Annotated in this window: 20 protein-coding genes and 1 pseudogene; 13 read left to right on the top strand and 8 right to left on the bottom strand. The window is 34.7% G+C overall.

Translation table 11 applies throughout. The features are described from left to right. Positions 1-27: 27 nt before the first annotated feature. Entirely contained in the window at positions 28-1809 is a 1782-nt protein-coding gene (locus tag GFS03_RS12640) for a glycoside hydrolase 5 family protein (RefSeq protein WP_153424415.1), read from the bottom strand. Between GFS03_RS12640 and GFS03_RS12645 the strand changes: the two genes are divergently transcribed. The 7 genes and pseudogenes from GFS03_RS12645 (at position 1796) to GFS03_RS12675 (ending at position 11834) form a co-directional block, all read left to right on the top strand. Continuing rightward, complete coding sequence (locus GFS03_RS12645) at positions 1796-4765, top strand: alpha-mannosidase (protein ID WP_153424416.1); 2970 nt, start codon at positions 1796-1798, stop codon at positions 4763-4765. The genes GFS03_RS12640 and GFS03_RS12645 overlap by 14 nt on opposite strands. After that, the gene (locus GFS03_RS12650; protein WP_153424417.1) at positions 4766-5665 is read left to right on the top strand and encodes an SDR family oxidoreductase; all 900 of its coding nucleotides are present in this window, start codon (positions 4766-4768) and stop codon (positions 5663-5665) included. It begins immediately after the preceding gene. 186 nt (positions 5666-5851) lie between these two features. Then, positions 5852-6000: pseudogene (locus GFS03_RS12655) on the top strand (IS1 family transposase); the annotation flags it as partial. A gap of 107 nt (positions 6001-6107) precedes the next feature. After that, positions 6108-7208, top strand: a complete 1101-nt coding sequence (locus GFS03_RS12660; RefSeq protein WP_153424418.1) for a glucose 1-dehydrogenase — start codon at positions 6108-6110, stop codon at positions 7206-7208. Between the two features lie 243 nt (positions 7209-7451). Continuing rightward, positions 7452-8822 (top strand): glycosyltransferase, encoded by a 1371-nt coding sequence (locus GFS03_RS12665; RefSeq protein ID WP_153424419.1) that lies wholly within the window; start codon positions 7452-7454, stop codon positions 8820-8822. A gap of 102 nt (positions 8823-8924) precedes the next feature. Further along, entirely contained in the window at positions 8925-10529 is a 1605-nt protein-coding gene (thsA, locus tag GFS03_RS12670; RefSeq protein ID WP_153424420.1) for a thermosome subunit alpha, read from the top strand. A 45-nt stretch (positions 10530-10574) separates the two neighbouring features. After that, positions 10575-11834, top strand: a complete 1260-nt coding sequence (locus GFS03_RS12675) for a mandelate racemase/muconate lactonizing enzyme family protein (protein ID WP_153424421.1) — start codon at positions 10575-10577, stop codon at positions 11832-11834. 119 nt (positions 11835-11953) lie between these two features. On the opposite strand, the gene GFS03_RS12680 is transcribed toward GFS03_RS12675, so the two are convergent. After that, positions 11954-13108: a 3-hydroxyacyl-CoA dehydrogenase gene (locus tag GFS03_RS12680; RefSeq protein ID WP_153424422.1), complete on the bottom strand. Its 1155-nt coding sequence runs from the start codon at positions 13106-13108 to the stop codon at positions 11954-11956. A 116-nt stretch (positions 13109-13224) separates the two neighbouring features. Between GFS03_RS12680 and GFS03_RS12685 the strand changes: the two genes are divergently transcribed. Next, positions 13225-14409, top strand: coding sequence for an NRAMP family divalent metal transporter (locus GFS03_RS12685; RefSeq protein WP_153424423.1), 1185 nt, complete (start codon positions 13225-13227; stop codon positions 14407-14409). Here GFS03_RS12685 and GFS03_RS12690 read toward each other — a convergent pair. Next, complete coding sequence (locus tag GFS03_RS12690) at positions 14406-15278, bottom strand: hypothetical protein (RefSeq protein ID WP_153424424.1); 873 nt, start codon at positions 15276-15278, stop codon at positions 14406-14408. The two genes, GFS03_RS12685 and GFS03_RS12690, sit on opposite strands and share 4 nt — an antisense overlap. 48 nt (positions 15279-15326) lie before the next feature. After that, complete coding sequence (locus GFS03_RS13800; RefSeq protein WP_153424601.1) at positions 15327-15893, bottom strand: hypothetical protein; 567 nt, start codon at positions 15891-15893, stop codon at positions 15327-15329. A 127-nt stretch (positions 15894-16020) separates the two neighbouring features. Between GFS03_RS13800 and GFS03_RS12700 the strand changes: the two genes are divergently transcribed. Beyond that, positions 16021-16701: a hypothetical protein gene (locus GFS03_RS12700; RefSeq protein WP_153424425.1), complete on the top strand. Its 681-nt coding sequence runs from the start codon at positions 16021-16023 to the stop codon at positions 16699-16701. A gap of 18 nt (positions 16702-16719) precedes the next feature. Next, positions 16720-17697, top strand: a complete 978-nt coding sequence (gene mvaD / locus GFS03_RS12705; RefSeq protein WP_153424426.1) for a diphosphomevalonate decarboxylase — start codon at positions 16720-16722, stop codon at positions 17695-17697. Positions 17698-17718: 21 nt separating this feature from the next. Here the strand turns inward: mvaD and GFS03_RS12710 are convergent, their stop codons facing one another. Further along, the gene (locus GFS03_RS12710) at positions 17719-18687 is read right to left on the bottom strand and encodes a phosphomevalonate kinase (protein ID WP_153424427.1); all 969 of its coding nucleotides are present in this window, start codon (positions 18685-18687) and stop codon (positions 17719-17721) included. A gap of 51 nt (positions 18688-18738) precedes the next feature. Between GFS03_RS12710 and GFS03_RS12715 the strand changes: the two genes are divergently transcribed. Both GFS03_RS12715 and GFS03_RS12720 read left to right on the top strand, forming a co-directional pair. Further along, positions 18739-19347 carry a hypothetical protein gene (locus GFS03_RS12715; RefSeq protein ID WP_153424428.1) on the top strand — a complete coding sequence of 203 codons (609 nt, stop codon included), beginning with the start codon at positions 18739-18741 and terminating at the stop codon, positions 19345-19347. Positions 19348-19752: 405 nt separating this feature from the next. Beyond that, positions 19753-20064 carry a winged helix-turn-helix domain-containing protein gene (locus GFS03_RS12720; protein WP_153424429.1) on the top strand — a complete coding sequence of 104 codons (312 nt, stop codon included), beginning with the start codon at positions 19753-19755 and terminating at the stop codon, positions 20062-20064. Here the strand turns inward: GFS03_RS12720 and GFS03_RS12725 are convergent. Further along, the gene (locus GFS03_RS12725) at positions 20026-20544 is read right to left on the bottom strand and encodes a hypothetical protein (protein WP_153424430.1); all 519 of its coding nucleotides are present in this window, start codon (positions 20542-20544) and stop codon (positions 20026-20028) included. The genes GFS03_RS12720 and GFS03_RS12725 overlap by 39 nt on opposite strands. Before the next feature lie 261 nt (positions 20545-20805). Here GFS03_RS12725 and GFS03_RS12730 point away from each other — a divergent pair, with 261 nt between their 5' ends. Beyond that, positions 20806-22026 carry a glycosyltransferase family 4 protein gene (locus tag GFS03_RS12730; RefSeq protein ID WP_153424431.1) on the top strand — a complete coding sequence of 407 codons (1221 nt, stop codon included), beginning with the start codon at positions 20806-20808 and terminating at the stop codon, positions 22024-22026. Here GFS03_RS12730 and GFS03_RS12735 read toward each other — a convergent pair. Then, positions 21989-22951, bottom strand: a complete 963-nt coding sequence (locus tag GFS03_RS12735) for a hypothetical protein (RefSeq protein ID WP_153424432.1) — start codon at positions 22949-22951, stop codon at positions 21989-21991. The two genes, GFS03_RS12730 and GFS03_RS12735, sit on opposite strands and share 38 nt — an antisense overlap. Positions 22952-22996: 45 nt before the next feature. Further along, positions 22997-23206 carry a hypothetical protein gene (locus GFS03_RS12740; RefSeq protein ID WP_153424433.1) on the bottom strand — a complete coding sequence of 70 codons (210 nt, stop codon included), beginning with the start codon at positions 23204-23206 and terminating at the stop codon, positions 22997-22999. Positions 23207-23234: the final 28 nt, after the last annotated feature.

Consider the following 23234-nt stretch of genomic DNA (forward strand, 5'->3'; position numbering starts at 1 on the left):
TGTAACAATAATTAAAAAATATATAGGTTAAACTCTCATTAGACAGCCCGACTTAGCCTTAACTACTCCTTGGCATAAGTCTATATCCTCTTTAACTTTAACGTTAAGTCTATATTCCTTATCCTCCCATGTGTGATTCAAAACTGCTATTAAACTATCTTCCTTTCCTTCAAGATACTGTATCTCAACACCAAAGTCTTGTGGTGGAAAGCTCTGTTCTATATTGGCCACTCTTGCAAGATAATTGTAAAGAGAAACGTAACGGCTATTCATTATCTCATTATTTGAAGATATTAACTCTAGAGGTATTGTTGAGAGAATAGAATTACCCTTTCCTCTCTTAGCCATGAAAATTACACCATTGTTATCTTTATCGACTCCTATTACTTTAGCATCTTTTTCTTTAAATGAGTAGGTGTATAAATTAGATTGTCCTATATCGATTATATCATTATTTAATCTTATTCTTTCTGGTATCCTAACTCCCTTACTTCCTGCATAATTATTGGGGATTACTCCAAAAAGTTCTTCCCACAAATGTGTGGCAGACAGATGCGTTAGAGTATATGTCGAGAAGTAGATAGTACTCCCATTTTCAACTACCTCTAATAATTTCCTCCACGTTGACGTAAGTAGCCTAGTAATGGAGGGTATTATTAACAATTTATAATTTGATAAATTTTCATTCTCCCTTGCAAATGTGACTTGAATATTGGATAGTCTAGCGAACGTGAAAGCTTGATTTAACACCTTAGCGAAATCCCACCTTCTATTTTGTTCAGAAACAAACTGAAAATCCTTGTAAAACCACGAGGGTACCAGTATTGCGGAGTCCCTTTTATGCACTTTATAAGATGATAGTTCAATGTTCTTTATTTTACTACTGAAATCCTTTACTACTCTGGCAGCAATTTTTTCACTTCCATCTTGTCTTATTACTCCAAAGGTTAATTCGTGAGGTTCCCATAGATATGGTTCATCACTCTCTCTCGGGAAGTCAGAAAAACACCATATCAATGCGCCATCGGCACCATAGACTAACGCACCTCTCAGTATTAATCCTATAAACTTAGCGTGACTCTCTTCTGAATACAATGACGTTGGAAATCCAAACTCCTCTAGAATTACCGGCAATCCCGAACTTCTATCGTATTCCAGAATCATGAAGTATTGAAATGAATGTCTAATTGGATCTTGATCATACAGATAAATATGTGGAGAAGCGTAATCTACAATTCCCTTAACGTTTTCTGGTTTTAAGAAATTGTGGGAAAATGGAGAAACATTATCTCCAACTGAAACTACGTGTTGGTCATCAATCCCTTTAATGTAACTATACAATTCCTTAAGCCATTTGAAGAAGACATTATCATTTTCTGGTACTTTCACCAATGAGATTTCATTTGTTAGTACCCATCCCATTATCGCGTTACTTCGCTTAAAACTATTAACAACATCTTCTATAAACCTCTTAGTTTGTTCAATCTTATCGTAAATTGTATTATCACTATCCCATGGTATATTCCAGTTCTTTCCGCTCATATGACCTACAATTAAGGTTAACAGAACCTTTATGGAATGTTTTTCCGCCTCCTCAAGAAATCTCTCTATTTTACCTTTACAATCTTGCTTTAGATTACCTTGTTGATCTGCGCAATCCTCATCCAGTATGAATGCCCTAATGGTGTTTATCCCCAGTTGGCTCATTAATTCAAAATCTCTTCTAATTTCTTCAATTTCAAACTTACTCCACATCTTTATATTTGATATCCTAGGCCAATAATTAAAGCCTAAGATTAACCTTTTCATATTTAAGAATCATAATTTCATATTTATATACTTCTATGCAAGAAGTGTATTCATGAGAACTCTTAATGAGCTTGAGGCGAGACTGATCTTAATTCTTGGTAACTCCTTTAGAAATTTAAAGCAATTAAGATGGAACGTAGAAAATCACAATAAGGCTTACCTAGAGGTTGAAGGTAAGGGAAATTCTTATTTAGTAATAGTTGACCACAAGGGAAGTGGACTCATTAGACTAAATGGAAAACCGTATTTCGAGTTAGATAGATATCACACTTTAATACCTATACCCTTTGGTAGTCATAAGATTAGCTTAGAACTCTCTAACTACATGGACTTTGGTGAAAAAGTGGATATTTCACCCGGAATTCCGTTTTATACCGAGATTGACTCTAACGCTTATAGGCTTTACATCTACGGTTCTCAAGTTCTAGACTTAGTAAGAAGTATAAATGACAATGAGGTTAAGGAGGATTTGGGTAATGCCTTAAGTAAAGCTTTACGAGAGGCATATTTTGAGTCAATCTCGAAGGAGCAACTATTCATTTTATCAAAGTTGATAAGGACTACTTTGGATGTAAGTAGGATGGTCCAAGAAATTGAGGATCCTCTTGAAGTGTACAAGGAAGATGAGAATAGGGGTAAATATGAAAGGGCTTTGAATATTCTGAAGAGTGAGTTATCAAGGTTAGTTAGCAAATATGGCAAGAGGGGTGAGTTAATAGGCACTGGCCATGCCCACATTGACACTGCTTGGCTATGGCCATTTGACGAGACGAGAAGGAAAGTTTTAAGAACGTTTTCAACTATTTTAACGCTCTTAGATAAGTATGACTTTCACTTCATTCAGAGTGCAGCGATATATTATGAGTGGATAAAGACTAATTCTCCAGAATTATTTGAAAGGATAAAGGAAAAAGTTAAGGAAGGGAAGTGGGAGTTAGCTGCTTTATACGTCGAATCAGATGCGAATATGGTCTCTGGTGAGTCGTTAGCCAGGCAATTCTTGTACTCTCAGAGGTTCTATTTGGAGAACTTCGGAAGAATTGCGGATATTTTGTGGTTACCAGATACCTTTGGATTTTCAGCATCATTGCCTCAAATAGCGAAACTGGGTGGAGTAAAGGCTTTCGCAACTCATAAGGTCTTTTGGAATGATACCAATACATTTCCATTTAATATTTTTAAGTGGATAGCACCAAATGGTGAACAGTTACCTGCAGTTACCTTTGGTCACGGAAAGGGAGGATATAATTCAGACTTCTCAGCTTCAAGTGTATTAGAACAATACAATAATTGGGTTCAAAAGGATCAGCCAATGTTATATTCTTATGGATATGGTGATGGTGGAGGAGGACCAAACGAGGATATGTTAATTAGAGCTGAGGCAATTAACCTTTTACCGATATTACCCAAGGTTGAACTAAGTGGGGTAAATAGCTATATACGGAAGATAGTTCCAGTTGAGGAGTGGAGAGGAGAACTATATTTAGAAACTCATAGGGGTGTATTGACATCTCATTCAAAGATGAAATTGCTTAATAGAATGGCAGAGATTGCTTTAAGGGAAGCTGAGCTATGGAGTACTTTAGCTAGGACTTATGATAAAGAAGTATTTACTAGACTATGGAAGATAGTACTAAAGGATCAATTTCATGATGTTTTACCGGGATCAGCTATAAAAGACGTTTACAAGGTGACCTATCAAGAATTAGAAGAGGTGATAAATACAGCTAATAATATTGCTAGTGAAGCAATGCTGAAATTAGTTGGAGGTAGAGGAGATAAGACATTCGTGTTTAACTCGCTATCTTGGAATAGGGAGGAATACTTGGAAGTTAATGGTAAGTTAGTTAAGGTTAGTGTCCCATCAGTAGGCTTCTCGTTATTAGAGCCAGTAGAGGTTAAAGATAGGGTTGTAATTAGTGAAAATAATAATGAATACCTTATCGAGAACAAATATTATAAAATAAGGATAGGTAGGAATGGGGAAGTTCTCTCATTATTTGATAAGGAGGCCAATAGAGAAGTGTTAGGAGATAAGAGTAACTTATTAGTGGCATATGAAAATATACCAGGTTGGGCTGATGCATGGGATATTGAGAAAGGATTTGAATATACAAGTTTTGAAATTAAGGCATCCTCGTCAGAAATACTCAACAATGATGGGATTGTAGCTTCAATTAGGTTTACCTATAAATTTAGGAAATCGGAAATTATTCAAATTATCCGTGTTTATGCTGATAGTAGAAGGATAGATTTCATCACTACGCTAAGGATGAAGGATAGAGAATTGTTATTAAAGAGTTGGTTTTATTTTGACTTAAACGTTGAAAAAGCAGTTTCCGATATTCCCTTTGGAGTTATTGAGAGGTTTACCTGGACTAATACTTCCTGGGATAAAGCAAGGTTTGAAGTTCCAAATCAAAAATTTGTTGACTTTTCTGAGAGCGATTATGGCGTTGTATTGCTTAATAACGGGAAGTATGGGGCGACGTTAAGAGGTTCTTCAGTTGGTTTGAGTTTAACTAAAACCCCAATATATCCAGATCCCTCAACTGATCTAGAGGAAATCACTTTCGTTTATTCGTTATATCCACATCTAGGGGATTGGAAGAAGGCTGATGTTGTTAAGAAGGCTTATGAGCTTAACGTACCGTTAAGAGTAGTTAATGGAATTCATGAGGTTAAAAGTAAGAGCTTCATCAAGGTTAGTGATAAGTTGATTTTGGAAGCAGTTAAAGTTGCTGAGGATGATAGTAATAGCATAGTATTAAGGCTTTACGAATACGAGAATACTAGAGGAGAGGCAATTATTGAATTGCCTTTTAATGTTACTGAAGCTAGAAGTCTTGACTTGTTAGAGCTAAATGAGGTTCCAAGGGAGATTAAGACAGAGGGTAATAGGATTAGAATAAAGTATAAGAATAGAGATATCCTCACAATAAGTGTGAGGGGTTAAATGAAAAAGGTTAGTATAATTACTGGAGGAGCTAAGGGAATAGGTGCAGCAATAGGTTATAAGTTAGGAAAGCAGGGGTATGCAGTGGTTATTGCTGATGTAGATGAAAAAGCTGGAATTTATAGGGAAAATAATTTTAGGGGTGAGGGAATAGATTCCTTTTTCATTAAGACTGATGTTTCATCAGAGAAAGATGTTTCTAACATGGTTGAAAAAGTTTATGAGAGATATGGAAGGATTGATGTTCTTGTTAATAACGCTGGTATAGGATTCAGTGGAAAAAGCATAGAAGAGCAAACTTTAGATGAGTGGAGGAGAGTGATTGATACAAATTTGACAGGGACTTGGCTTTGTTCGAAGTACGTAGTGAAGTATATGAAGAATAATGGTGGTGTGATTGTAAATATAGCATCTACTAGGGCTTTCCAATCTGAGCCAAATACTGAACCTTATTCAGCCTCTAAGGGTGGAATAATTGCGTTAACTCATTCCTTGGCTGTTAGTTTAAGCAAGTACAATATAAGAGTGATTGCCATAAGTCCAGGGTGGATTGATACAAGTAGGTGGCAAGTCCCCCCTAGGGAATCATTGCTATCAGATTTGGATCATGGACAGCATTTGACTAGAAGGGTTGGAAGGCCTGAGGATGTAGCTTCATTAGTTGCATTTTTAGTATCTGAAGACGCTTCGTGGATTAGCGGTGCGAATTTCACAATTGATGGAGGGATGACAGTTAAAATGGTATATATTGACGAGAATGTTATTCAAGATTCCTTAACGATGTTATTTAATGACGTAGAGTTCTCATATCAGATTAGAAGGCTAATTGAAAAAATTAAAAAAGCAGATAATAAGGAAAATATAAAAAGTAGATTGGATGAATTTTTAAAGCAATTATAAACAATGTTTATAATAGAATAGAATGGAGAGGTTCTCGTGCAGGGAGTGTTCTCAAACAGTCATCTTATTCGAGAGTTATTAGTAAAATTATATCATACTAGAAATTCTTATAATTACTCATCTTAACCTATAGGTTAAGGAATTAGAACGCTAAGGACGATCTCTGAAATAAGGTTTATGTGTGAGGATACTAGAGCTGTTAATAGGAGTGGGAGGATGGCGGATTACGAATCGGCCTTGTTAAACGTAATGCATCTACATGTATTTTCAAGGGAGATAACTTGAACGAGACCTACTTGAGGGAAGTACAGTATATTAGAGAAAATTTGATATAATTTTACAACTAAATATAGAATAAGATGACTTTATGAGAACATTCCCGGGTAGTTCACGTTATATTGAGCATAAAGTTTATATCTTTTCCACATTAACATAGGTTTTAATGAAATCTATAATAGTGAAACCCCCAAATGCAGGTGTCGAGATCAAGGATGTCGATGAAAGGAAATTAGATAATTACGGGAAACTAAAAATAAGGACTATCTATAACGGTATTTGTGGTACTGATAGAGAGATAGTTAATGGTAAGCTGACATTATCAACTTTGCCTAAGGGAAAGGATTTCTTAGTGTTAGGACATGAGGCAATAGGTGTTGTTGAAGATTCTTATCATGGGTTTTCTCAGGGAGATCTGGTAATGCCAGTTAATAGAAGGGGATGCGGTATTTGTAGAAATTGTCTAGTAGGAAGACCAGACTTTTGTGAAACCGGAGAATTTGGAGAAGCTGGAATACACAAAATGGATGGGTTTATGAGGGAATGGTGGTACGATGATCCTAAGTATTTGGTTAGAATTCCCAAGTCAATAGAAGATATTGGAATTTTAGCACAACCATTAGCTGATATCGAGAAATCCGTTGAAGAAATATTTGAAGTTCAGAAGAGGGTTCCAGTATGGACATGTGATGATGGAACATTAAATTGCAGAAAGGTTTTAATTGTAGGTACTGGACCAATCGGTATACTATTTACTTTACTTTTCAGAACTTATGGATTAGAAGTTTGGGTATCGAATAGAAGAGAACCAAGTGAAGTTGAGCAAACTGTTATAGAGGAGACCAAAACTAACTTTTATAACTCAGCCAATGGATACGATAAATTAAGAGAATCAGTGGGCAAGTTCGATGTAATTATAGACGCAACGGGAGCAGATGCAAATATATTAAGTAATGTAATTCCGTTGTTGGGAAGGAACGGAGTTTTGGGCTTATTTGGCTTCTCAACTTCAGGATCAGTTCCACTTGACTTTAAGACGTTACAAGAAATAGTACACGCAAATAAGACGATAATAGGTTTAGTGAACGGCCAGAAACCCCACTTTCAACAAGCTGTTATTCATTTAGCCTCTTGGAAAACTTTGTATCCTAAGACTTCTAAGATGTTAATCACCAAGACTGTGAGTATAAATGATGATAAGGAATTACTTAAGGTGCTAAAGGAAAAGGAACGTGGAGAAATTAAGATAAGAATATTGTGGGAATAATACAATAAAAATTTCTTGTTTTTTACAATATAACTTTTAGGTATAGATTGGTTCAAGTTGATTTTTATACACTAAAATGTTACTTACGTAATATTTGCTGTCTTATGATGCCTGACGTTCGATATTAATTCAGGATTTATATTCAAACAGTATATAATAAAAGGGAGAGTTGTATTAAGTAGAAATGAAAAATTAGTGAAAATCTTTTATATTAACGGGTTAATAGTTTATACTCGGACTTATATGAGACTTGACATTACATTCTATCTTTTAATCTCCACCTTGATATCAATTTTTACTATTCTTTACATTTCCTTCACCTTACCTCTAGCATTTACATATAGGCCAGAATCCTCTAAATCCAGTATAAAAAGAAGCGAAATTACCGTATTGATTCCCGTTTATAAAGAGGACGTGAATGTGTTTAAAGAAGTTATTGATTCTGTTAAAAAGCAAGATTTGAAATTTATTGTTGTAGGAGATGGCTGTGAGGAACCATATAAAAGTATAGTGAGGTTAAAGGGAGGTCTTTTCATTAAACTAGATAAAAACATGGGTAAGAGAAGGGCAATAAGAGAGGGATTCAAATATGTCAAAACCCCATATGTTTTACTTTTGGATAGTGATACAATACTTCCGGATAACGCAGTTGATATCTTATCCTCTAAATTGACCGGGAATATAGTTGCTGTTAGTCCAGAGATTTCTGTATTACCAGGGAAAAATATAATAACTTATCACGTCTCCGAAATGATGCAAAGGTTGAGGGAAATAAGTTATAGAGCATTAGGCAGATTTGGTAGTATAGTATCGCTTAATGGACAATGTATACTAATCAGAACTGATGTAATAAGACCTCTGATTGAATCCGAGGAATTTAATAGTGTTAAATTATGGAGGTTCTCCACAATTTTAGGGGATGATAGGCAAATAACCAATTACATCTATTTAAATGGATATAAGGCGACCGTAACTAAGGATGTAGTAGTCAAAACTAAAGCTCCAGATACGATTAGCGGTTTACTAAAGCAAATGGTTAGATGGTATAGATCAAATAATTTCTTCTTAATTAAGGAGATAATTGATGGTAGTATCTTTAAAAAGGGGTTCTTTTACATGTTTACAGTATTATACTGGTACGCACTACCATTACTTACGTTACTAAGTTACAGTCTATATGCTGAAATAATTTTATCGCATGTAATCAAGCATTGGGACTTCATTGTGAGAGCAATTACGACAAATCCTCCTCAGTTCATAGAGAATGTAATAGTGTCGAGAATCGATAATTTGTTCAACTTAGATCCTACTCCATTTTTCCATAAATTTAATCATTTTATTCCTCATCAGTTTTATCCAAACGGAATCATGTTAATTTATGGTAATAAACTGAGTACAGAAATGGTCCTATTTCACTATTTCTATGTTTTTCACACACTCGTAGGCGAGGTATCAGCTATAGTTAGCATGGTAATGATAATTTATATCTTATTATATACAAGGAGAATAAGAGGATTTGCTTTAGGTTTATTGGCATTTCCATTAATGTTCTTTGCGGACATATTCGCTCTCATGACCATATGGAGACAAAAGAAGTGGTCTGGTCGTAGCTGAGATTTTAATCCTACACTATTTTTTATTCTGCCGTTCATATCCTAAGATAAAACACAAACTTTATACTTTTCTGAACATAGTAGAGTCGGAGTGAAAGAAAACATGGCCTATTTATTAAGAGAAGGAACTCAAAGATCAACTGGAAATGAGGTAATACTAAACAATATAGCAGTAGCAAAAATATTACTGGAAATGTTAAAATCAAGCCTAGGTCCTAAAGGTTTAGATAAAATGTTGGTCGAAGGACAAGACGTCACGATAACTAATGACGGTGCGACAATAGTCAAAAACATGGAAGTGCAACATCCTACCGCTAAATTACTCATCGAAACCGCTAAAACTGTTGACACCGAAGTAGGAGATGGGACAACTTCAGTTGTAGTTATTGCAGGGTTACTATTAGAAAAAGCTGAAGATTTATTGAATCAGAAGATCCATCCAACTGCGATAATAGAAGGTTATAGAAAGGCACTAAATTCCTCGTTAGAGTTACTGAAAAGTATTGCAGATAAGATTAGTCCAGAAGATAGAAAGGTAATTCACGATCTAGTATATACTACATTGTCAAGTAAGTTCTTCTCAACAGAACGCACTCTAGAGAAGATAATAAACCTAGTTATTGAGGCTTCATTAGCTGTATTGGATAAAAGAGATGGAACCTATGACCTTGATATTAAGAATATAAAGATTGTAAAGGTTAATGGTGGGGAATTTGACGACAGTGAGCTAATTAACGGGATCGTTATAGATAAAGAACCCACTAATGAGAACATGCCGAAAAGAGTGGAAAACGTTAAGGTAATGTTAGCTGACTTCCCATTAAAACTTGAAAAAACAGAAATTAGCATGAAGCTTGGAATAAGTGACCCCTCTCAGATAAAGGGATACCTAGATGAACAAACTGCATATGTTAAGCAAATGGTGGATAAGATAAAGGCTATGGGCGTAAAACTATTTATTACTCAAAAGGACATTGATGAAGTTGCTTCATATCTAATGGGTAAAAGTGGGATAATAGCATTAAAGAACGTAAAGAGAAGTGATATAGAGTTATTGAGTAGGGCTACTGGTGCAAAAATTGCCAGCAGTATGAAAGATGTTAGTGAAAGTGATTTAGGGGAAGCTAAGTTAGTAGAGGTTAGAAATTTAGGAAAGAACAAATACCTATTCATTCAATCCGATAAGGCTAAAGCGGTAACTGTAATCATAAAGGGCTCGAATAACATGATAACTGATGAAGCCGAAAGGAGTTTAAATGACGCATTTAACTCCATAAGAAACTTGCTATTAGAACCCTATATTGTAGCAGGTGGTGGAGCTGTAGAGGAAGGGTTGGCTAAGAGATTGAAAGAGAACGCTGGAAAAGTTCCCGGAAAGGAACAATTAGCATTTAACGCATTTGCAGATGCTTTAGAGGAGTACGTTTCGATACTATCAGAAACTGCTGGCATGGATCCCATAAGTGCGTTAACCGAAATAAGGCATAAACACGCAAATGGATTAAAGAATGCTGGGATAGACGTAGTAAAGGGTAGAATTTACGACAACATGCTTGAGCTTAAAGTTGTTGATTCTCTAAAGGTTAAGGAACAAGTTTTAAAGAGTGCTACAGAAGCCGCTACAGCGATTTTAAAGATCGATGATATGATAGCTGCAGCCCCTGCAAAGCAACAACCTCAACAACAACCAAATCCATACTTAGGTTAAAAGGTTAAGATATGATTATTTTATTTAGGTTTTCTTTATTACCTTATGGAACTAAAAATTACTGATTTCAAAGTTTTCGTAGCTCAAGCCAATTTCGAATGGGCCTTCGTGAGAATTTACTCCAAAGACTTATATGGTACTGGTGAGGCAGGTCCTGCGCCAGGTTTAAAGGGAATGGAAGGCGAGTTTAGACAATTACTAATTGGAGAAGACGCATTCAAAGTTAATAGGATAGCTGAGAAACTCAAGTATGCTACACTCTACTCCGGAACTACTGTATATCACTTGATCTCAGCCATTAATATTGCATTGTACGATCTTATTGGGAAATATCTAAATGTACCAATATACAAATTATTAGGTGGGGATAAGACGGAAATACCAGTCTATGTCGACGCTCATGGAGGGAAAGGGTTAGAAGCAATTAACGCTTTACACTTACCAGTTAACTTACCTTGGATCAAGGAGGCTGAAGTGGAGACAAATAGGTTGATCACAACCAATAATCCAGTTCATGGTAGGTTATCAATGGAAAAGTGGAATGAGGATTATTCGCCTGAGGCATATGCTAAGAGAGCTCTAAAAATGAAGAACGAGGGTTATAAAGCCATGAAATTTGATCTTGATGTACCTACACCTTATATAGATTTAAGGAGAGTAAGAAATGGGGATTTATCCCTTAAAGATATCGACTACATGGCAGATATAGTAAAGGCAGTTAGAGAGTCTGTTGGCGATGAGGTCGAAATAATGTTCGATTTGCATTGGAGATATAATTTAAACACTGCAATTAGGATTTGTAAGGCATTAGAACCATATAGACTAAGATGGCTAGAGGATCCAATGCCGGCAATAATGGCTGTTTCCAATTACGACGAGTTAAAGTTGTTGACATCTCAGTGTTCAGTTCCGATAGAGACTGGCGAGAACCTCTATACAGTATATCAGTTCAAGGATTTACTCAATACTGGAGTTAGGGTGTGGGCTCCGGATATAGCTAAAGCTGGTGGGATTACTGAGGGAAGGAGAATAGCTGAGTTGGCTGCAATGTACGATATAGAATTTTCCCCTCATAATATTGCGTCACCAATAGGTACTATGGCTCACGCTCATGTAGGGTCTATTGCAAATACTTTCGGTTTTGTGGAATTTCACGGTCATGATGTGCCATTCTGGAATGAGATAGTTAAACCTAAAAGAAGGATTATAGAAGATGGCGTGATTAAGCTTACTGATGAACCAGGATTGGGAATAGATTTGGATGATCAAGTTATGAAGAAATATTGGCCAGATTATAATCTATGAAATGTGTTCACACTGGTTTAGTTCATAAACCTATATATAACTTTACGTTATTTTTTTAATAGCATAATAATGAAATGAATTAATGACAAAGTTTTATATGAATAAAAATAAGGGTTATTTCACTCGTAGAAACCTCTACCACTTTTCGCCAATTCCTCAATTAAGCTATTTGGCTTATATGGCTTATATCCTTTCGAATAAATATCAACTAGATGGTTATAAATATTCTTTATACCTACTTCATCAGCCATTTGCAATAAGCCTTTGGGAAAGTTAAAGCCATAAATCATTACAGTATCAATATCTCTAGCACTTACTATACCATTTTGTATAAGCCATGCTCCCTCATTTACCGCTAAAGATATTAATCTCGCTGGATCAACCTTACTGGTCATTGGTAAGTCAACTTTTTTATATTTACCAGCAGCAGGATAGTTGTAGAATCCTTTTCCAGTCTTAACACCTAATTCTCTAGCCTCGACCTTTCTCTTATACATCTCACACTTAACGTCTTCAGCAGTTCCGCTATTTACTATCACATTCCATAAATCAACTGCAACATCTAGTCCCACATAATCCGATAGCTCGAAAATGCCCATTGGTAATCTAAGCTTATTCCTAGCCGAACTATCAACTTCCTCAATTGTAGCCTCACCGCTCTCAACTTCTCTGCAAGCCTCTTGCATTAATCTCAAGAATATCCTATTACTAACGAAACCAGGGACTTCAACCTTAAGTCTAACTGGGATCTTGTTCATTTTCTTTGCCAAGTCTATTGTAATATTAATGGTCTCATCTGAAGTGTACTTACTAGGAACTATCTCTACTAGTTTCATAATTGGTGGAGGGTTAAAGAAGTGCATTCCGATAACTTTCTCCTTCCTTTTAGTGACTTCAGCTATGGTTGATATGGGAATTGATGAAGTATTCGAGGCTAGAAATGCATGTGAAGGGGTTATATTATCTAAAGTCTCGAACACTTTTCTTTTAAGCTCTATAATCTCCGGCACCGCCTCTATAACGAAATCGGCATCTCGCATCACATCATATGACGTTGAGAATTCTATTCTTTTCATTACGTCCTCTGGTTTTTCCTTTATTTGCCCCTTTTCGTAAAATCTATTTAATGACTCCATTATCCTCTCCTTAGCTCTATTCAAGAAATCCCAAGATATATCTACTATGCTGACGTTATAGTTCGCAAGTGCAGAAACCTCAGCGATCCCATGACCCATTGTACCCGCTCCAACCACGCCTATCTTTTTTATAGTCATGAGTGATATATAATGATTTTAAGAATTTAAAGTGAAGCTTTATTTCATCATTAATAAACATATACATTTACGATTAGGCGTAAAGCATATATATACTGAACATCATCTACTATAATGTGAGCATTAGGGATATAGTAAGACTTTTTGGTCCTGCATGGATAGTAATGATGGCTGATGTTGACGCAGCAAGCGTATTAACTGGCATAGCCAATGGGCAAGAGTATGGATATAGACTGATTTGGCTATTGCTACTCTTATCCTTTCCCCTATATATCATCCAAGAGGCCGCGGGAAGATTAGGTGCTGTAAATAATGGTAAAGGTCTTGGGGAGATTATAAGGGAGAGATACTCAGTTAAAATATCGTTGCTAGCGTCTCTTTCAATGTTCATAGTTGATGTATTCACATATATAGTTGAGTACGTTGGAATAGCGGTCGGTGGATTAGTATTAGGAATTCCACCCTATATGACCCTTCCAATTTTCTTCATATTCCACTTGATTATAATATCGACTAGAAAATATGATAAAATAGAGAAATTTCTAATAGTAATATCTCTAATTTTAGTTATTGCATTTGTTCTTCAAGCAATCTTAAGGGGCATCGTACCTGGGGAAACTGTATTTTACTTCTCACTTTCCAAATCATTTACATTTCTCGTTGCTGCAAATATAGGTGCAGTAGTCATGCCCTTTATGATATTTTACCAGACCTCGGCAACTGCGTATAAATACCAAGATGTAGATTCTACAATTGAAACTAAGGTGAAGTGGTCCTCAATAGAGACGTTTATTGGGGCGATAGTGTCAGAACTTATAATGGTAGCTATAGAAATGGCAACTACTGGAATTTCACCATCAGTAGATCCTTTAAATTATAAGGAAATATCATATTCGCTATCTTTAATTTCAGGTCCTATTTCTCCGTATATATTTGGAATTGGCTTAATTAGTGCAGCTTTTCTAGCATTAATAGTTGAGTCTTTAGGAAGTGCGTGGGGAACTCTAGAAGCTTTAGGCAAAAACAGTTTTTCCAACTTCCTACTATTATATATTTCCGAGTCGATTCCTGCGCTTGCAATTGCGTTACTTTTCACCAACAACTACGATAATGTAGTAAACTTTGCCCTAACATTAATGTCAATAGCGCCATTTATAGTTGTAATACCCGCTGGACTAATAGGAATTTTAATAAAGGACAAAAGCCTAATGATGAATTACACATACGGAAGAACTAGAATGGTTATTTATTGGATTACCGTTTTAATGATACTCATTGGCGGTATACTCGCAATAATTTAAGTTCCTTTCCACATTTTTAAGGAGGATACGAAATCTGAAATTGAGTATCTACTCTTCCAACTTAATGGGTAAGTGAACTTAATATAACGAGGGGAGGTGTAATCTAAACTTAATAATTCATTATCGTTCAGTGACATTCTTATCTTTCTATCATTTATCTCTATTTCCAATTTTCCAACTTCTTCCTTACTTTCCAAAAATTCAAATCCTTTATCATATCTTAGCATTAAGAACTTTTCTAGATTTTTTACATTACCATCAACTATAACTGTACCAGAACCTAATATAATGTGAAATAACCATAATTTTATAACGTTTAAATTTTGATCTATGTCCTTTACGCTATAAGCTTCATCTCCGAAGTAAGTACATCCTCTTAAGGCTATACAAACTTGTTGTCCATGGAAGTATGCCGTATCATTTGCCCACTCTGAGTGTTTTTCAATCGATTTATACAGAGGTTCTATGTGAACGTAATATTGTGGATCTATTTCAATCATTCTAGAAGGTGGTAAATATTTTATAATTTCTGAAGGTAAATTGAGGAATGTAATGAAACTGGGATAAGATCCACTCCATATTGAGTACGTTCTTTCTGAGACTTTCCGTATCTCATTAAATGGCTGTGCTTTATATACTATTCTGTAAAGATTCTCAGACATCGTATTGGGCAATTTACTAAGCACTAATGCTCTAAATGCGGGGGATATTGCGTTTATGTAGGGTATAATATCGTTTTCTCCCTTAACTCTTTTAACTATACCATTTTTTATAATGTAAACTTCGTCATCATCACTAATTTGAACTTCTATTTCACACTGTGTATTTACTAGCCCTTTTTTCCATCTTATACACTGTCTATATACCACATTTAAAGTAGAGCATATCAAATATTAAAATACTGATTATCAAAGATGTTAAGCGTATTTAGAGTAAAAGGACTTTAACTCGTTTGTGTATTTTATACAATTTAAACTAGATGTAATTGCAATAACTAAGATCCCAAAGGCTAGACCAGAAAATATGAATGCGATAGTCACAAAATTTGCCAATAAAAATAACGACGATAAAAGAAGGAGAACTAGGGAAATTTTGTTCTCATTAACTATGTGGGAGATAGTTACGCTTACTTCCTCTGATAAGAAAATTATTCTATCCGCATTCTTAATCTTCTCGTTCAGTATACTAATAAAACTCTTGAGGCTGTGCCAGTTAGCTGAGGTATATTTTTCAAACTCTTCAATTTTAATGTTAAGTGGACCAGCGATCATTGTACCCTCCAGCATATCTGAAACCTTATCCGATGATAGAAGCTGGATTAGAGATAGTAATGCTTCAAGTTTAGCTAAGAACACTATTTTATCTAAATCTTTAGTCAATTTCGGCAATCTAGATTCAATATATAACTGCAATATTGTCGAAATAATCAGTAAGAAAGAAGACGTCAGTATTATTTCTATAAATAATATGTTAGGAGTCGTAATTTTTCACCTATCTTTCATTATACTTGTACTATAATATGCTATAGAGTAAATAAATATTATGTTTCGCTAAATTATATTGATTAAGTAAAACTTATAATTATATATGTATAATCGTCTAAGAACAAATGTGACTAAGGTTATCATTGGTAAATACATCATACGCACGGATTGTAGTGATGATCATATCCTAAATGATCTAGTGCAGACGCTAAGAAAGTATAATGTGAAAGCATATAATTACAAGGTTGAATTTCTACGTAACAGACTTAGCGTAAGAGTGATAAGAGGAAATGCCATTTTAAACTTATCAAATCTATACATAAAAGAATTGGAAGATATTCTTAAAGAATCAGAAGAATTATACACTACCAGATTTGACATAGAATTCCATAATATACCCTCTAGGAGAGAGATTTTAGATAAATTAGAAGCCTCAAAACTTCCTCACTCTAAGGTTGACGTATTTAAGGATAGCGTTAGAATAAGGACAGAAAATGGGTTCACATTCATAGATGAAAAGAATTTAGAAGCAACGTATTATTTAAGCCTAGTTCTCGATAAAGTTAATTTAAAACCATTCAATATCGGTCGAATCAAAAAGGTTAAGGATATGAGAGCTTTACTTTTCCTTAAATATTATAGAGTAAGAGATTTAGAATTAATTGAGAAATTAATTGATCTAGGCTCGAAAATTGAGGACAATGAGATTATAATAGGAGATATTTCGATTAACAAGAAAGGGATATTAAAAAGGGGGAAGGAAGTATCTAAAAGGGAATTATATGAACTAGTTAAAGTTAATAAGTGATAGCATATTCTTACAATCGTGTTAAAGTCAGTAACAGTTTCAGCACCATCAAATATAGCTATAGTTAAGTATTGGGGAAAAAGAGGAGATGAAAGATTAAATTTACCGCTTAACAACTCGTTGTCAATTACCTTAGATGATCAGCTATCAGTAATCACTAAAGTTACTTTGAGCGATAAGAACATTGTAATAGTTAATGACAAGATCTTGCCAGAGGATGAAACGAAAGAATATGCAGGAAGAGTCTTAGAAGCCTTTAAGAAACTCATTGGTAAGGAGTTTTACGTTAAGGTTGAGTCAAGGGCAAAATTTCCCACTAACGCAGGACTAGCGTCATCTGCAGCAGGAATTGCAGCATTAACGTTTGCCTTGAACGAATTATTAGAATTAGAACTTGAACTCAAAGAACTTTCTAAAATAGCTAGACTGGGATCTGGAAGTGCATGTAGGAGTATGTTTGGAGGATTCGTTGTATGGAATAAGGGTGAAAGAGAGGATGGTGAGGATTCCTACTGCTATCAAATCTTCCAACATGATCATTGGAGCGATCTAGTTGATATAATTCCAATATTAAGTGAGAAAGAAAAGAGGATATCTTCTAGAAAGGGTATGATAAGATCAGCTGAGACTTCAGAATTAATGAGCTGTAGGCTCAAATTTATTGAGAAAACCTTTAATGAAGTCATTGAGGCTATAAGGAATAAGGATGAGAGGAAATTCTACTATCTTATGATGAGACACAGTAATAGTATGCATGCAATAATATTGGACAGTTGGCCATCCTTTTTCTACTTAAACGATACCTCAATGAGAATTATGGAATGGATACAAGATTACGGTAAGGCCGGTTATACATTCGATGCTGGACCAAATCCCCACATTTTTACTACTGAAAGAAACGTACAAGACATTTTGGGATTCTTAAAATCTTTAGAAATAAAGAGAATAATAATATCTAAAGTCGGAGATGGACCTAAAGTATTAAGTAGGGAATAAGATAATGAAAAATTCTCTCAATTAATTAGAATTTAGCTTTAATCCATCATCTTCTTTTACATCAATTATGGTTATACCTCTTCTTCTCCACGCCTCTCTCACCTTATTTAAATCATTACCTAAAGCGAAAATTGAATCTCCTCCTCCTGCTCCAGGTGACAAAGCTATTAAAGCACCTTCCTCCTCTGCTATCTTTATTAACTCCTCCTCCTCTTTGCTTACTAGTTTAACACCAACAATGCGTTCAGCTATATAATTTAGATATTTCCTTCCTAATCTTACATGTTCTATCGCTTCATCGAGTTTATTTAATTTTATGAGCCTAATCGCCATATTATTCTCTTCATCTATAAGCCTCATAATTTCTCTAAAATCATCTGAATTACTCTTTTCTACAAATTTTCTAACCAAACCCACAGTTTCAGCACTCTTTCCCGTAAATCCAAGTATCATATCATAATTACCCAAATTTAACTTCTCGTAATAGAAGTCCATTTTCTCTATATCAGTAAATCTCTTGTAAACTATACTGCCAAACACTGCTGAAGCTATATCAAACCCACTACCTATTCCCTTTTGTCTCTTATAATTAGCAATTTGCGCCAATTTATGTATTTCGAGTAAATCCAGTTTACCATTGATAGCGTAATATAGACAAGCAGTAAGAGCAACTGTTGCTGCAGAAGAACTACCTAATCCCGTTTTTTTACCATCCAATATGAATTCCTTGTCGTTATAAAGGTCTATTTCATAACCTTGAGGGAATTGGGCGAGTCTTTCCCTAAAAGTGTCTAGAACAGAATTAATCAACTCGTTGCCGGAATTTTTAAAATCGCCATAATTAGTGTGGAAAATCAAACTCCTCTCTTGAATTTCCCTCAAACTACAGTTCACTCTCTTATTAACTGCAATTACGTGTGATATACCTCCAAATACAACGCTATAACTTCCTATCCAAAGTATTTTTCCCGGAGCACTAACCCTTATCATATTCCAAATTCCTTATTAGCTTTTTAATCTTTAACTACAATTCTTTGACAAATGGAATTCCTAAGTAAAAGGGAAAGGCTAGTATTAGTCGCAATAGCCCAATCGGGGCCAAGTGGGACCACTTATTCGCAACTTTCAGCATTAGGTTACATCTTGTCGAAAAATACGATTCAAGAAACCATTGAGAAGCTTTACTTACAAGGTTATATTAACGTTCTAAAAGATGGAGACGAAATAAGATATATAGCGTCAAAAAATGTGAGAAATGCTATTATTAATTTGGAATTTCATAAGTATAGATTAGCTAAAAATCTTAGCGAATTGAAGAAAAAAGTAGAGGACATTAGCAAAATGGAGAAACAACAACAAGCTATAGCTTTTAAGGGCGTACTAAAAGACCTACTTACCTCTATTTCATCTTCAATAATATCATTACTAGATGACTTGCCAGCTCTAACATTACCCGAATATATAGAAGTATTGGAAAGTTTATACAAGGAGTTTTTATCAAAACTATCTCCGCTGATACAAGAATCTATGACTGATGATGAAATAAATACGTTCATCTCTTTGGTAAGTAAATATAGGGGAGAAAAAGACGCTGAGGAAATCAAAAATACATTACAGAAAATAAAGGGAGGAATTGAAAATCAGCGTTAGAGATTTGATCTTGATGGTTTTACCATAAATTTACAACTACATTACGAGAGTATTTATAAAGACTGATGAGAAATTAACTATAATTTACGTATTATTTGACATTTATTGTTATCAACTTTAGGGGTTTAGATTTAGTAGAATTTCATGGCTCTACATGAATTCTTAATCTTGAACTTTACCTAAGTCATGAACAATGCGTCCCATTAATGATATAACCTCAGCTATTTTCGTGGAGTATCACGTATTATAATAACTATTTCTGCGTGGCGATGTGTAAAATTTTATCATAAGCTAATATAAACTTCACATTTCGTACAAAACTGATAACCCAAGCTTTCTGTTTCGCTCATTACTGAGGAGTTTCACGATAAAAAATATAAATGATTAAAGAGTAGTAATAAATGTATGAGAAGGTCTAGAGATGATATAATAGGGGATATATTAGAGGCGATTGATACTAACATTAATCGGATATCTAGTATTATGAAATATGTTAATCTTAGTGCCTCATTAGCGAAAAAATATCTATCGATGCTTAATGAGGACGGGCTAATTCAAGAGATTAATGGTGAATACAAGTTAACGGAAAAAGGAAGAAAGGTTCTTGAACAGTTTAGAAATATGAGGAAGATTGAATTAGAATTGGCTACTATAATTTATGAGGTAAGAAAAGAGCTATCAGTTAATGAGAAGAAAGATCAAGTAAGCCATAGTTAAAAGGGCTATTCCTATATCTACTATTTTATATATCCTCTTAGGTATAAGATTGAACAATGAAAGGGATATTATTGAAACAGCAGAGGCTAATATAAAGACCGAAACTATCCCTATGGAATAAAGTATATTATAACCAGTCGAAGCGATAACTATAACTAATACCTTTGTTGGAGTTATGACGAAAGCTCCTTGTAGTAATCCTGCCTTGTTCGCCCCTATATCTATTTCCTTCTCGAATATTCCTTGCATCAACAGTAGAATTGAAAATATAATGCCTATTATATCTGCGATTATTTCCAGAAATTTATTTTCACCTATAAGAATTACAAGCGGTATTGCTATTATAACGAATCCTGCTGAATGAGATAAGGCGAATTGGATAATTTTCCATCTACTTCTTAAGAGTCTGGCCGTAGCTACATGATCTGGCTCTATTCCGTGGGAAAGACCTAGCAGTAATGATAGGATTATTGGATCCACACCCGCACTTTAAATAAATTATCATAATATAACTTATTGCTACTCACGACAATAAATAGTGGTATTCTTTGTAAGATAATTAATGAATAGGATGACGAAATTATTAACATATTTAATGCTATATAAAGGATTTTCAATGAAGGAAGAAAACTATTAGGGGGAAGATCGTATCACCTTTTCCCCATAACTTCCAGAAAGGAAAACCATTAATTTCTTACCTTAAAATATGAATACTCATAGTGTTAAACTAAAGTGAGAGAAATGAGAGTGTTAGCAATTGGTAACGTGTTTAACCCGTCAGGAGTATCGGTTCACATAATAAACGTCTTAAAAGAGCTGGTAAAGTTAGGAGATGAAGTAACGTTATATGTTCCATCATTTCTAGTTAGAAGAAATTATGAGGTAGTAAAGGATTTGGAGAATGCACACGTTAATGTTCACCATTCTGTGTATGAAATTAGAGAGACTGATGAAGTTGGTACATTATCCTATTTCATTAAATCCCATACCGTCTATTTAAGATGGAATGATTTGGGAGAGGATAAAAAATACATTGATGAACTAAAGGAGATTAAGCCCGACGTGATATACGATATGCATGAGGACTCAATTACCTTAAGATTATCTTATCATATTGCAAGAAAATTGGATAAGCCATTAGTTAAACTTCTACATGACGAACCGTTCAGAAATTCTTTCGGAAGGGGATATAGGAGATTTCTAGGATTTAAGGGCTTAGTCTATGACATGATGATGTGGATGTTCTATAAATTTGATAAGAGAGCATATTTACGTTCAATAAATGATGGCGTACTTAGGGGAATAGCTGGTGTATCAAAGGCATCATTTTATCTATCTGGGATTGAAGAGATTGCACATAATGTGAGATTAAAGGTTTATGAGATTGGCAACGCTTTCAATAAGGATATTATTTATAAGTATAGGAGGCCTAAAGGTAAAGAAGACTATGCGGTATTCTTTGCTAGATTAGTCCCACAGAAGGGTATTAGAGAGTTGCCCAAAATCGCCGATTTACTAAATAGCAAAATAGTTGTATTTGGAAAAATTTTCAACGAGAGCGATAGGGCGATTTTAATGTCACATCCTAAAATTGAATATAGAGGCTATAGGCCGATAGAAGAGGTGTATAGCACGGTAGCTAAGGCTAAAGTTTTAATATATCCTTCTCATCAAGATGGTTTTTCCCTAGTAGTTTTAGATACTTTAGCTTTAGGTACTTCAATAGTAGCATATGATATACCAGCAATTAGGTTTGTATTTTCCGGTTTAAAACCAGTTAGAACAGTAAGGGAGTATGATATAAAGGAAATGGCAAATGTAGCAAACAATATACTAAGTATGAAGGATGAGGAATACGAGAGTGAGCATGAAGATGAGAACGTGAAGAAGTTTTTAGAATTACACTCCTCATGGGCAAATGTAGCTAGGGAGACTCACGATTTTCTTTCTGGATTCTTATGAATTTCATTGATAATCCTAATTTTATGGAAGTCAAGTAGAAGTTATCTTTGATTAAATAGAGAAAGTAAAGTAAAGCAATAATCCAGAATATTCCAGAGATTTCGAAGTAAAAGAATCGCAATACGTAAGCTAAATCTGAGAGTAGTATTGAGGCTATAATCTTATCGTAATTATATCTGCTCGTTGAGTATGTAATGCAGGAAAAGAATAAAGTTGACATTATACCTAAAGTGAAAGCGTGAACGTAATCTCCAAAATAGAGCGATAAAAGGGGAATAATTATGAGAGATAGTAAAGACGATATCGCACTAGTATTCTTAAACGTAAATATCCTTCTGTATATTGTTAGGAAATAGATTACTCCGATGAAGGGAAATAGAATTTGGAGGAAATACGACAATATTATAATTAGAAAAATGGGCAACTGATATAATCCAAACACCGGTCTTGTTCTTAAGTTGGCGGAAAATACTCCTATGTTAACTCCTAATGTGTATAAGAGTATAGGAATGATGAGAAGCCAGTAGTTTGGATAAAATAACCATGCAATTATCGACGCGAACGGCGATGAGAGGACTAAAGCGTTAATTGGTAATTTTTTTGGATTATAACCATAACTTCTGAGATCTTTTAACGCCCAAATCTCAGTAGTTGCTAGTATAACTGATGCAACAATTTGAAAATAGTGTAGTGGAATCGCTAAGAGAATCAAAGAGGCTATGTGTAATGATAGATAATTTTTTGCTGGGAAGAATAGTCTCTGTATCATGCCGAAGTACAAGGCGTAAGTTCCCAACATCATAAAATAGGGATGAAATGGCAAACTAAGGAGGATTGATAATGTTCCCAAAGCCCAATATATCGTGGCTAAGAATATAAAAGGGATGTTAACTCCCCATGGTTCTATCTCTTTAATCTTATTCATATGAATTGAGTCGATATTAGAATAAAAAAGTGTTAAGCTTATAGATTAGGTTTCTACGATAGTCCTATAACTGTCACGTAAGTATCTAGCTAAGTATAATGCGTCAGTGTCTAAATATCCAGCTAGTCTGACTAAGGTTATATCAGGGTTTTGTTTGATTATTTCAATTATTTTTCTTAGCTTATAAGGTAAAATATCATCATTTGTAGTCAAAGCCCACTCCTTAAATCTAGTCCAAAATTTTGAATACTTCACAACATTGTTGTTTATTAGGATACTTTTT

Source organism: Sulfolobus sp. E5-1-F (genome assembly GCF_009601705.1).
Classification (GTDB): Archaea; Thermoproteota; Thermoprotei_A; order Sulfolobales; family Sulfolobaceae; genus Saccharolobus.